This is a genomic window from Luteimonas sp. MC1825, assembly GCF_014764385.1.
Classification (GTDB): Bacteria; Pseudomonadota; Gammaproteobacteria; order Xanthomonadales; family Xanthomonadaceae; genus Luteimonas.
Genome location: NZ_CP061714.1, coordinates 2,418,115 through 2,429,759, shown reverse-complemented (window position 1 = coordinate 2,429,759; position 11,645 = coordinate 2,418,115). Strand labels below are relative to the sequence as shown.

At 62.4% G+C, this 11,645-nt stretch carries 7 protein-coding genes, 2 tRNA genes and 3 rRNA genes; 9 read left to right on the top strand and 3 right to left on the bottom strand.

Annotated elements, in window-relative coordinates:
- Nucleotides 1-43 precede the first annotated feature (43 nt).
- Genes IDM46_RS11385 through IDM46_RS11375 form a run of 3 tightly spaced genes read left to right on the top strand, consistent with a single transcriptional unit; the run spans nt 44 to nt 2,799 of the window.
- Nucleotides 44-706 carry a serine/threonine protein kinase gene (locus IDM46_RS11385; RefSeq protein WP_182824721.1) on the top strand — a complete coding sequence of 221 codons (663 nt, stop codon included), beginning with the start codon at nt 44-46 and terminating at the stop codon, nt 704-706.
- Nucleotides 707-733: 27 nt separating this feature from the next.
- Nucleotides 734-1,552 (top strand): NAD(P)-dependent oxidoreductase, encoded by an 819-nt coding sequence (locus IDM46_RS11380; RefSeq protein WP_182824723.1) that lies wholly within the window; start codon nt 734-736, stop codon nt 1,550-1,552.
- A gap of 5 nt (nt 1,553-1,557) precedes the next feature.
- Entirely contained in the window at nt 1,558-2,799 is a 1,242-nt protein-coding gene (locus tag IDM46_RS11375; protein ID WP_185115770.1) for an acetylornithine transaminase, read from the top strand.
- A gap of 87 nt (nt 2,800-2,886) precedes the next feature.
- Here IDM46_RS11375 and hemL read toward each other — a convergent pair whose 3' ends face one another.
- Together hemL and thiE are read right to left on the bottom strand one after the other, a co-directional pair.
- Entirely contained in the window at nt 2,887-4,176 is a 1,290-nt protein-coding gene (gene hemL, locus IDM46_RS11370) for a glutamate-1-semialdehyde 2,1-aminomutase (protein ID WP_185115769.1), read from the bottom strand.
- The gene (thiE, locus tag IDM46_RS11365; RefSeq protein ID WP_221441883.1) at nt 4,176-4,841 is read right to left on the bottom strand and encodes a thiamine phosphate synthase; all 666 of its coding nucleotides are present in this window, start codon (nt 4,839-4,841) and stop codon (nt 4,176-4,178) included. The genes hemL and thiE overlap by 1 nt, the downstream gene beginning before the upstream one ends.
- 99 nt (nt 4,842-4,940) lie before the next feature.
- Here thiE and IDM46_RS11360 point away from each other — a divergent pair, with 99 nt between their 5' ends.
- Nucleotides 4,941-5,132, top strand: a complete 192-nt coding sequence (locus IDM46_RS11360; RefSeq protein ID WP_182824729.1) for a rubredoxin — start codon at nt 4,941-4,943, stop codon at nt 5,130-5,132.
- A gap of 7 nt (nt 5,133-5,139) precedes the next feature.
- On the opposite strand, the gene IDM46_RS11355 is transcribed toward IDM46_RS11360, so the two are convergent.
- A complete protein-coding gene (locus IDM46_RS11355; protein WP_182824731.1) occupies nt 5,140-5,556 on the bottom strand; it encodes a DUF192 domain-containing protein in 417 nt (138 codons plus the stop codon).
- An 812-nt stretch (nt 5,557-6,368) separates the two neighbouring features.
- On the opposite strand from IDM46_RS11355, the gene IDM46_RS11350 reads away from it, so the two are divergent.
- The 5 genes from IDM46_RS11350 (at nt 6,369) to rrf (ending at nt 11,579) form a co-directional block, all read left to right on the top strand.
- A 16S ribosomal RNA gene (locus IDM46_RS11350) occupies nt 6,369-7,915 on the top strand.
- Between the two features lie 94 nt (nt 7,916-8,009).
- Nucleotides 8,010-8,085 (top strand) — tRNA-Ala (locus IDM46_RS11345).
- A gap of 18 nt (nt 8,086-8,103) precedes the next feature.
- A tRNA-Ile gene (locus IDM46_RS11340) sits at nt 8,104-8,180 on the top strand.
- A 232-nt stretch (nt 8,181-8,412) separates the two neighbouring features.
- A 23S ribosomal RNA gene (locus IDM46_RS11335) occupies nt 8,413-11,294 on the top strand.
- Nucleotides 11,295-11,465: 171 nt separating this feature from the next.
- Nucleotides 11,466-11,579, top strand: a 5S ribosomal RNA gene (gene rrf / locus IDM46_RS11330).
- The 16S, 23S and 5S rRNA genes sit together here with 2 tRNA genes alongside, the layout of an rRNA operon.
- Nucleotides 11,580-11,645: the final 66 nt, after the last annotated feature.

Sequence of the window (11,645 nt, the reverse complement as noted above, 5' to 3'; positions counted from 1 at the left end):
TATGGCAGCCGGTGGCGACGGTCGCGCCGCCTACAATGTGTCGATGGACCGCCGTGACGCCATCGAGATCCAGGCCCTCAAGGCCGACAGCTTCGGCCGCATCGCCTTGATGCGGGGCGCGGCCGGATGCTTCGTGCGCCGCGACCTGCGCCACGTGCCGGCGTGGCTGCGCTTGCCGGCGTGGTGGCTTGCGCGGCGCGAGGCGCGCGGGCTCGTCGCCGTGGCCGGGATGGACGCGGTGCCGCAGCTCCTGGGCTGGGACGGCCGCATGCTCGACCGCAGCTACATGGACGGTGCGGCGATGTACCAGCGCCCGCCGCATGGCGACATCGCGTATTTCCGCCGCGCGCGCCGCCTGCTGCAGACGCTGCATCGCCATGGCGTTGCCCACAACGACCTCGCCAAGGAAGCCAACTGGCTGGTGCGCGCCGACGGCACGCCCGCGGTCATCGACTTCCAGCTTGCCGTGCGTGGTGCGCCGCGCTCGCGCTGGATGCGCCTGCTCGCGCGCGAGGACCTGCGCCATCTCCTCAAGCACAAGCGCACCTATTGTCCCGCCCGGATCACGCCCGTCGAGCGGCGCCTACTGAAGCGCACCTCCTGGCTGCGCGACGCCTGGTTCGCCAGCGGCAAGCCGGTGTACCGCTTCGTCACCCGACGGCTCCTGAAGTGGGAAGACAACGAAGGCCAGGGCCCCAAGCCCTGATCCACACCCGCAGCAACGAGATCCCGCATGCACACCCTCGCCGGAAAAACCCTGTTCATCACTGGCGCCTCGCGCGGCATCGGCCTGGCCATCGCGCTGCGCGCCGCGCGCGACGGCGCCAACATCGCCATCGCCGCCAAGTCCGATGTCGCCAATCCACGTTTGCCCGGCACCATCCATACCGCGGCCACGGCGGTCACCGCTGCGGGCGGCCAGGCGCTGGCGCTGAAATGCGACATCCGCGAGGAGGACCAGGTGCGCGCCGCGGTAGCGGCCACGGTCGACACCTTCGGCGGCGTCGACATCCTGGTGAACAACGCCAGCGCGATCTGGTTGCGCGGCACGCTGGATACGCCGATGAAGCGCTTCGACCTCATGCAGCAGGTCAACGCGCGCGGCAGCTTCCTGTGCGCGCAGGCCTGCCTGCCGTACCTGCTCGAAGCGCCGAACCCGCACATCCTCACGCTCGCGCCGCCGCCGTCGCTGGATCCGAAGTGGTGGGGTCCGCACACCGGCTACACCCTGGCCAAGATGGGCATGAGCTTCGTGACCCTGGGCCTTGCCGCCGAATTCGGCCCGCAGGGCGTGGCGGTCAATGCGCTGTGGCCGCGCACCATCATCGCCACCGATGCGCTGAACATGATCCCGGGCGTGGAGCTGGCCAACGGCCGCAGCCCGGAGATCGTGGCCGACGCCGCGCATGCCGTGCTGGTGCGCGAGGCCCGCGGCTTCCACGGCGAGTTCCTGATCGACGAGGAGGTGCTGCGCGAGGCCGGCGCAACCGGCTTCGACCGCTACGCCTCCGATCCCTCCCAGCCGCTGCTGCCCGACCTGTTCCTGGACTGACCGCCATGGCACACACCTCCGACCCCGCCGCATCACACGACCTGATCGCGCTCGGCGAGCGCCACTACCTGCCGGTGTACCGCCAGCGGCAGGTGGTGCTGGAGTGTGGGCAGGGCGCGCGGCTGTGGGACCGCGACGGCCGCGACTACGTGGATTTCGCCGCCGGCATCGCCGTGTGTGGCCTGGGCCACAACGACCCCGACCTGGTCGCCGCGCTGGTCGAGCAGGCCGGCAAGCTCTGGCACACCAGCAACATCTTCCACAGCGAGCCGCCGCTGCGCCTGGCGCAGGAGCTGGTGGAGGCCTCGCGCTTCGCCGAACGGGTGTTCCTGTGCAACTCGGGTGCTGAGGCCAACGAGGCCGCGATCAAGCTGGTGCGCAAATGGGCCAGTGCGCAGGGGCGTGCGCCCGACCGGCGGGTGATCGTCAGCTTCCGCGGCAGTTTCCACGGGCGCACGCTGGCCGCGGTCACCGCCACCGCACAGCCGAAGTACCAGGCAGGCTATGAGCCGCTGCCGGGCGGGTTCCGCTACGTCGACTTCAACGACATCGCGCAGCTGGAATCGGCCATGGCCGGCGGCGACGTGGCCGCGGTCCTGCTCGAACCGATCCAGGGCGAGGGCGGGGTGATGCCGGCGGCGCCCGGCTTCCTGCAGGCGGTGCGCGCGCTGTGCGACCGCCACGACGCGCTGCTTGTGCTCGACGAGATCCAGTGCGGCATGGGCCGCACCGGCGCGCTGTTCGCGCATTGGCAGGACCATGTGGTGCCGGACATCGTCACCCTGGCCAAGGCGCTGGGCGGCGGATTTCCGATCGGCGCGATGCTGGCTGGCCACAGAGTGGCCGAAGCGATGCAGTTCGGCGACCACGGCACCACCTTTGGCGGCAATCCGCTGGCAGCAGCGGTGGCGCGCGTGGCGCTGCGCAAGCTGGCCTCGGCGGACATTGCAGCCAATGTCGAACGGCAGTCACTGGCGCTGCGTGCTGGTCTGGCCGCGCTCGACGACGGCCGCGGCCTGTTCGCTGCGATCCGCGGCCGCGGGCTGATGCTGGGCGCGGTGCTGGCGCCGGCCTTCGTCGGGCGTGCCGGCGAGATCCTTGACCGCGCCGCCGTACATGGCCTGCTGCTGCTGCAGGCGGGCCCGGATGTGTTGCGCTTCGTGCCGTCGCTGAACATCAACGACGAAGAGGTGGCGGACGGACTGCAGCGGCTGGGCGCGGCGCTGCGCGAGATCCACGCGGCCTGACGGAGCGGGTGCGCAGCTGCACCCGGGTGCGCGCCCGGCCCCGGCGCCCGCTGTGCGTCCTGGCCCCGGCGGTGCCGCTGCGTCGACTCAGCCCCTGGCGGCGGCGAACGCCTCGCGTGCGACGGCAATCGTCGCCGCGATCACCGCGTCGTCGTGCGCCGCGGACATGAAGCCGGCCTCGAACGCCGACGGCGCCAGGTACACGCCACGCTCCAGCATAGCGTGGAAGAAGCGGTTGAAGGCCTCGCGATCGCAGGCCATGGCCTGCGCGTAGGTGTCGACCTGTTCGCTGCTGAAGAACATCCCGAACATGCCGCCGACGCGCTGGGTGGTGAACGCCACGCCGGCATCGCGCGCCGCCTCTTCAAGGCCATCGCAGAGCAGGTTGGTGCGACGCTCGAGCGCGTCGTGGAAGCCCGGTGCCTGCACGAGCCCGAGCATCGCAAGGCCCGCGGCCATCGCCACCGGGTTTCCGCTCAGCGTCCCGGCCTGGTAGACGGGGCCGGCAGGCGCGATCAGCTCCATCAGGTCGCGGCGCCCGCCGTAGGCCCCCACCGGCATGCCGCCGCCGATCACCTTGCCGAAGGTGCTCAGATCCGCGGCGACTCCGTAACGCGCCTGCGCGCCGCCGAGGGCGACGCGGAACCCGGTCATCACCTCGTCGAAGATCAGCACCACGCCGTGGCGCGTGCACAGCCTGCGCAGGTGCTGCAGGAACCCCGGGCGCGGCGGCAGGCAGTTGGCATTGCCGACCACCGGCTCCACGATCAGGCCGGCGATGTCATCGCCGCAGGCGTCAAAGAGCGCGGTCGCGGCGTCGAAGTCGTTGTAGGGCAGGGTGAGGGTGAGGTCGGCCAGCGCCTTGGGTACGCCCGGCGAGTCCGGCACGCCGAGGGTCAGCGCGCCGCTGCCGGCCTTGACCAGGAACGAGTCACCGTGGCCGTGGTAGCAACCCTCGAACTTCACGATCCGGCTGCGGCCGGTGGCGCCGCGCGCCAGGCGTATCGCCGAAAGCGTCGCTTCGGTGCCCGAATTCACCATGCGCACCATGTCCATCGATGGCACCAGCCGGGTCAACGTTTCGGCCATGGTCACCTCGAGGGCATTGGGCACGCCGAACGACAGGCCGTCGCGCGCGGTGCGCACCACGGCCTCGAGGACCGCCGGATGGTTGTGGCCGACCACCATCGGGCCCCAGGAGCCGACATAGTCGATGTAGCGGTTGCCGTCGACGTCCTCGATATGCGCGCCCTCGGCACGCGCGGCGAAGAACGGTTCGCCCCCCACCGAGCGGAACGCGCGCACCGGCGAGTTCACGCCGCCGGGCATCAGTGCGCGCGCGCGGGTGAACAGGGCTTGGGAGCGGTCGGTCTTCATCATGGGGTCCTTGTCTGCAAATGTGGCGGTGCATGCGCGTGGCGGGTGCCGGACGCGGATGCGGGTTCAAAGCAGGCGCGCAGGCGCTGCGCGGCGCAAACGGGGTCGGCGGCGTCGAACACCGCGCCGATCACCGCCAGCAGGTCCGCGCCGGCGTCGACCAGCTGCCGCGCATTGTCGGGGGTGATGCCGCCGATCGCGGCACGCGGCAGGCCGAGTGCTGCCGCCTGGGCCAGGAGTGCGGGATCCGCACGGGGCGCACCCGGTTTGGTTGTCGACGGGAAGAAGGCGCCGAACGCGACGTAGCTGGCACCCGCTGTGGCCGCGGCCCCGGCGCGCGTGAGCTCGCCATAACAGGACGCACCGAGGATCGCCCCTGCGCCCAGCGCCGCGCGTGCCTCGCCGATCGCGCCGTCGCCACCGCCGAGGTGCGCGCCATCGGCGCCGATCTCGGCCGCGAGACGCCAGTCGTCGTTGACCAGCAGCGGAACGCCGAGCTGACGGCAAAGCTGCAGGAGTGCCATCGCCTGTTCGCGCCGCAATGGCGCGTCGGCCGCCTTGTTGCGGTACTGCAGCAGGGCGGCGCCGGGCAACACCGCGGCGACGCGCGCGACCAGCCGCGGTGTGTCGATGTCGTCGGGTGTGATGAGGTAAAGGCCTCGCAATGCGCTGCTCCGGTGCTCGGCAATGCGCCGTGGCGCGGCTTCCTGTCACAAGCCGCGGGTGGGACAATGCCGGATTCCTCCAGCCAAGCGCATTATCCGATGAACGACGTCGCCACGCAGACTGCCTACCGCACCTGGATGTGTGTCGTGTGCGGGTTCATCTATGACGAGGCCGTGGGGATTCCCGAGGAGGGCATCGCGCCGGGCACGCGCTGGGACGATGTTCCGGACACCTGGACATGCCCGGACTGCGGTGTGACCAAGGACGATTTCGAGATGATCGTCGCCTGACAGGAACTCAGGGCGCCTCGCCCACGCCGGGGCCCAGGCGCAGCAACGCGCCATCCTGCAGGTCCATGCGCCGTGCCTCGCCGGCATTGAGTTCGAGCACATAGCGCGCCGGCTTGCTGCTCGGATAGGGCGGGCAACGGTCGCCGGCGGAGCAGGGGGGGACATCGCGCTGCTGGGAGACGAGCCGCAGCGAGGCATCGAAGTACAGGATGTCCAGCGCGATCCGCGTGTTCTTCATCCAGTACGCCTGGCGCTCCTCGCGTTCATGGATGAACAGCATGCCGTGGCCGTCGGCCAGGGTGTCACGGAACATCAGGCCACGCGCGCGTTCCTCGTCGTCATCGGCAATTTCCACGGCAATCCGCTCGCCGGCAAGCTCCACCCAGGCGCTGGAGCTCGCGCAGGCAGTCGTGAGCAATGACATGAATGCGACAAGTGACGCTGTGAACAGCTGACGCATGGCGTCTTCGCCCTGAAAGCGGAGTGGAGGCCAACATCTGCCAGCGACGCGTGAGGGTCAAGTGCACCGCTTGCGAAAAACTTCGCTTTTGCCCCTTCCCAAAGCTTCCGCCGCGCTGCACAATGCGCGCCCCGCCAAGGAGCGGCCGGCACACGCCGGCACACCAGGGCGGGGACGAAAGAAACGGCTTCACACGGTGTTGACGTTCTTCGAAACCGCGCTAATATGTGCGGCTCCCCTGACGGAACGGCTTCCGGGCCACGAAGACAAGGGAGGCTGAAATCAACCCCTCACAGGGTGTTGACGGAAGCGGAAACCGCGCTAATATGTGCGGCTCGCTTGACGGAAAGGCCTCCGGGCCACGACGGCAAACGAGGTTGAAATCGGCACCTCACAGGGTGTTGACGGAAACGAAAAACGCGGTAAGATGTGCGGCTCGGTTGACGGAAAGGCCTTCGGGCCACGAAGACAGACGAGGTTGAAATCAACACCTCACACGGTGTTGACGGAAACGAAAAACACGCTACAATGTGCGGCTCACCTCGGCGGAAACGACGAGGCACGGGAAAAGGCGCTGAGGCCTCTCCCAGGATCTTTGAAAGTATGCGCAGGTGACTTGTGCGGGCGTCTGGCAAGTGGATGACTGTCCATTTGTAGATGTTCGTAACAAGAGCAAAGAATGATTCAAATGCAGAAATGCAAGCGAGTGATTTGAGCTCCGGTTCGACTTCTGCACTCAAAGCATTGGCGAGACCTTCGGGTCGGACCGAAAAACTTAAGTGAAGAGTTTGATCCTGGCTCAGAGTGAACGCTGGCGGCAGGCCTAACACATGCAAGTCGAACGGCAGCACAGTAAGAGCTTGCTCTTATGGGTGGCGAGTGGCGGACGGGTGAGGAATACATCGGAATCTGCCTATTTGTGGGGGATAACGTAGGGAAACTTACGCTAATACCGCATACGACCTACGGGTGAAAGCGGAGGACCTTCGGGCTTCGCGCAGATAGATGAGCCGATGTCGGATTAGCTAGTTGGTGGGGTAAAGGCCCACCAAGGCGACGATCCGTAGCTGGTCTGAGAGGATGATCAGCCACACTGGAACTGAGACACGGTCCAGACTCCTACGGGAGGCAGCAGTGGGGAATATTGGACAATGGGCGCAAGCCTGATCCAGCCATGCCGCGTGAGTGAAGAAGGCCCTTGGGTTGTAAAGCTCTTTTGTTGGGGAAGAAAAGCAATCGGTTAATACCCGGTTGTTCTGACGGTACCCAAAGAATAAGCACCGGCTAACTTCGTGCCAGCAGCCGCGGTAATACGAAGGGTGCAAGCGTTACTCGGAATTACTGGGCGTAAAGCGTGCGTAGGTGGTTTGTTAAGTCTGATGTGAAAGCCCTGGGCTCAACCTGGGAATTGCATTGGATACTGGCAGGCTAGAGTACGGTAGAGGATGGCGGAATTCCCGGTGTAGCAGTGAAATGCGTAGAGATCGGGAGGAACATCCGTGGCGAAGGCGGCCATCTGGACCTGTACTGACACTGAGGCACGAAAGCGTGGGGAGCAAACAGGATTAGATACCCTGGTAGTCCACGCCCTAAACGATGCGAACTGGATGTTGGGGACAATTGAGTCTTCAGTATCGAAGCTAACGCGTTAAGTTCGCCGCCTGGGGAGTACGGTCGCAAGACTGAAACTCAAAGGAATTGACGGGGGCCCGCACAAGCGGTGGAGTATGTGGTTTAATTCGATGCAACGCGAAGAACCTTACCTGGCCTTGACATCCACGGAACTTACCAGAGATGGTTTGGTGCCTTCGGGAACCGTGAGACAGGTGCTGCATGGCTGTCGTCAGCTCGTGTCGTGAGATGTTGGGTTAAGTCCCGCAACGAGCGCAACCCTTGTCCTTAGTTGCCAGCACGTAATGGTGGGAACTCTAAGGAGACCGCCGGTGACAAACCGGAGGAAGGTGGGGATGACGTCAAGTCATCATGGCCCTTACGGCCAGGGCTACACACGTACTACAATGGTTAGGACAGAGGGCTGCAAACCCGCGAGGGCAAGCCAATCCCAGAAACCTAATCTCAGTCCGGATCGGAGTCTGCAACTCGACTCCGTGAAGTCGGAATCGCTAGTAATCGCAGATCAGCATTGCTGCGGTGAATACGTTCCCGGGCCTTGTACACACCGCCCGTCACACCATGGGAGTTTGTTGCACCAGAAGCAGGTAGCTTAACCTTCGGGAGGGCGCTTGCCACGGTGTGGCAGATGACTGGGGTGAAGTCGTAACAAGGTAGCCGTATCGGAAGGTGCGGCTGGATCACCTCCTTTAGAGACATAAAGACAGGTAATTGCCTGTCAGGCGTCCGCACAAGTGACCTGCATCCAGGAGTTCCGGCCAATGGCCAGGAACCGACCCCGTTTCGGGGCCATAGCTCAGCTGGGAGAGCACCTGCTTTGCAAGCAGGGGGTCGTCGGTTCGATCCCGACTGGCTCCACCATCTGGCAGGAAACGAATCGGGTCTGTAGCTCAGGTGGTTAGAGCGCACCCCTGATAAGGGTGAGGCCGGTGGTTCGAGTCCTCCCAGACCCACCATTCCTGGATGTTTGATTGCGCATACTTATATAGATTTGAATCGGATCGGCATCGTGGCCGTTCCGTGTTCTTTTAAAACCAAGGACGTAGCGAGCGTTTGAGACGAATATCCAGACGTGTCGTAGAGGCTAAGGCGGGACCCTCGAGGTCCTAATAAATTGAGTGGTTATATTCATGTCCATGCTTTGTACGCATGGGCGTCATATGGCTCCGAGGCGACTTGGGGTTATATGGTCAAGTGAATAAGCGCACACGGTGGATGCCTTGGCGGTCAGAGGCGATGAAGGACGTGGTAGCCTGCGAAAAGTGTCGGGGAGCTGGCAACAAGCTTTGATCCGGCAATGTCCGAATGGGGAAACCCACTCCGCAAGGAGTATTGCATGGTGAATACATAGCCATGCAAGGCGAACCCGGGGAACTGAAATATCTAAGTACCCGGAGGAAAAGAAATCAACCGAGATTCCCCTAGTAGCGACGAGCGAACGGGGAGCAGCCCAAAAGTCGACTTGGTTCTAGAAAAACAGTCTGGAAAGACTGGCCATAGAAGGTGATAGCCCTGTATTCGAAAGGGCCTTGTCGATGAAAAATGAGTAGGGCGGGGCACGTGAAACCCTGTCTGAACATGGGGGGACCATCCTCCAAGGCTAAATACTCCTGACCGACCGATAGTGAACCAGTACCGTGAGGGAAAGGCGAAAAGAACCCTGGTGAAGGGAGTGAAATAGATCCTGAAACCGTGTGCGTACAAGCAGTAGGAGCCCTTCGGGGTGACTGCGTACCTTTTGTATAATGGGTCAGCGACTTACTGTTCGTGGCGAGCTTAACCGTATAGGGGAGGCGAAGGGAAACCGAGTCTGATAAGGGCGCATAGTCGCGGGCAGTAGACCCGAAACCGGGTGATCTAGTCATGGCCAGGGTGAAGGTTGAGTAACATCAACTGGAGGCCCGAACCCACGTCTGTTGCAAAAGACGGGGATGAGCTGTGATTAGGAGTGAAAAGCTAATCGAACCCGGAGATAGCTGGTTCTCCTCGAAAGCTATTTAGGTAGCGCCTCGCACGAATCTTCTTGGGGGTAGAGCACTGTTATGGCTAGGGGGTCATTGCGACTTACCAACCCATGGCAAACTCCGAATACCAAGACAGACTATGCGGGAGACACACGGCGGGTGCTAACGTTCGTCGTGAAAAGGGAAACAACCCAGACCCACAGCTAAGGTCCCAAATTCACTGCTAAGTGGAAAACCATGTGGAAAGGCACAGACAGCCAGGAGGTTGGCTTAGAAGCAGCCATCCTTTAAAGAAAGCGTAATAGCTCACTGGTCGAGTCGGTCTGCGGGGAAGATTTAACGGGGCTAAGCAGTGAACCGAAGCTTGGGGTGCATCACTTTGTGATGCGCGGTAGAGGAGCGTTCCGTAAGCCTGCGAAGGTGGATTGAAAAGTCTGCTGGAGGTATCGGAAGTGCGAATGCTGACATGAGTAACGATAATGGGGGTGAAAAGCCCCCACGCCGAAAGCCCAAGGTTTCCTTGCGCAACGTTAATCGACGCAGGGTGAGTCGGCCCCTAAGGCGAGGCAGAAATGCGTAGTCGATGGGAAGCAGGTTAATATTCCTGCACCTCGCACAAGTGCGATGGAGGGACGGAGAAGGCTAGGTCTACCGGGCGTTGGTTGTCCCGGGGAAAGCAGGTAGGTGGATCCCTTAGGCAAATCCGGGGGGTCATCAACACCGAGCAGCGAGACGAGTCCATTAGGACGAAGTGACTGATGCCACGCTTCCAGGAAAAGCTCCTAAGCTTCAGCTTGTGCAGACCGTACCGTAAACCGACACAGGTGGGTAGGATGAGAATTCTCAGGCGCTTGAGAGAACTCGGGTGAAGGAACTAGGCAAAATGGTACCGTAACTTCGGGAGAAGGTACGCCCTTGTTCGTGGCTGCATGCGCAGCTGAGCGAATGAGGGCCGCAGATACCAGGCCGCTGCGACTGTTTATCAAAAACACAGCACTCTGCAAACACGAAAGTGGACGTATAGGGTGTGACGCCTGCCCGGTGCTGGAAGGTTAATTGATGGGGTCAGCCGCAAGGCGAAGCTCTTGATCGAAGCCCCAGTAAACGGCGGCCGTAACTATAACGGTCCTAAGGTAGCGAAATTCCTTGTCGGGTAAGTTCCGACCTGCACGAATGGCGTAACGACAGCGGCGCTGTCTCCACCCGAGACTCAGTGAAATTGAAATCGCTGTGAAGATGCAGCGTTCCCGTGGCAAGACGGAAAGACCCCGTGAACCTTTACTATAGCTTTACACTGAACGTTGAGTTCGTCTGTGTAGGATAGGTGGGAGGCTGTGAAACCCTGGCGCTAGCTGGGGTGGAGCCAACCTTGAAATACCACCCTGTCGTGCTTGACGTTCTAACCTAGGTCCGTTATCCGGATCGGGGACCGTGTATGGTGGGTAGTTTGACTGGGGCGGTCTCCTCCCAAAGAGTAACGGAGGAGCTCGAAGGTACGCTCAGCGCGGTCGGACATCGCGCACTGTGTGCAAAGGCATAAGCGTGCTTGACTGCAAGATCGACGGATCAAGCAGGTACGAAAGTAGGACTTAGTGATCCGGTGGTTCTGTATGGAAGGGCCATCGCTCAACGGATAAAAGGTACTCCGGGGATAACAGGCTGATACCGCCCAAGAGTTCATATCGACGGCGGTGTTTGGCACCTCGATGTCGGCTCATCACATCCTGGGGCTGTAGTCGGTCCCAAGGGTATGGCTGTTCGCCATTTAAAGTGGTACGCGAGCTGGGTTCAGAACGTCGTGAGACAGTTCGGTCCCTATCTGCCATGGGCGTTGGAGATTTGAGAGGGGCTGCTCCTAGTACGAGAGGACCGGAGTGGACGAACCTCTGGTGTTCCGGTTGTCACGCCAGTGGCATTGCCGGGTAGCTATGTTCGGAAGCGATAACCGCTGAAAGCATCTAAGCGGGAAGCGCGCCTCAAGATGAGATCTCCCGGGGCACAAGCCCCCTAAAGGAACCATCAAGACTAGGTGGTTGATAGGCAGGGTGTGTAAGCACAGCAATGTGTTGAGCTAACCTGTACTAATGATCCGTGTGGCTTGACCATATAACCTCAAGTGGCCTTGGACTCGACGACGCGTCGATGTTCGGCACAAAAGTTCGCTACGTCCTTATTTATTCGCCAAAGGCGCACCTGCTTGCAGGTACGCTCGGAGGCAACCAACGAGAGCGTGTGCGCGTGAAGCCAATACACCGGCCCGCGACCCTCCACCCTCTCCCTGGTGACAATAGCTGTATGGAACCACCCGATCCCATTCCGAACTCGGAAGTGAAACGTACATGCGCCGATGGTAGTGTGCATCTAGCATGCGAGAGTAGGTCATCGCCAGGGTTTTTACCCCAAAACCCCGCAGCCCTCGGCTGCGGGGTTTTTCTTTGTGCGCCGGATGGTGTTTGC

Excerpts from the sequence above, each read along its gene's own strand:
- IDM46_RS11385 (WP_182824721.1), top strand. The coding sequence starts at position 44 with ATGGACCGCCGTGACGCCATCGAGATCCAGGCCCTCAAGGCCGACAGC.
- IDM46_RS11375 (WP_185115770.1), top strand. The coding sequence starts at position 1,558 with ATGGCACACACCTCCGACCCCGCCGCATCACACGACCTGATCGCGCTC.
- IDM46_RS11355 (WP_182824731.1), bottom strand. The coding sequence starts at position 5,556 with ATGTCATTGCTCACGACTGCCTGCGCGAGCTCCAGCGCCTGGGTGGAG.
- IDM46_RS11380 (WP_182824723.1), top strand. The coding sequence starts at position 734 with ATGCACACCCTCGCCGGAAAAACCCTGTTCATCACTGGCGCCTCGCGC.
- hemL (WP_185115769.1), bottom strand. The coding sequence starts at position 4,176 with ATGAAGACCGACCGCTCCCAAGCCCTGTTCACCCGCGCGCGCGCACTG.
- IDM46_RS11360 (WP_182824729.1), top strand. The coding sequence starts at position 4,941 with ATGAACGACGTCGCCACGCAGACTGCCTACCGCACCTGGATGTGTGTC.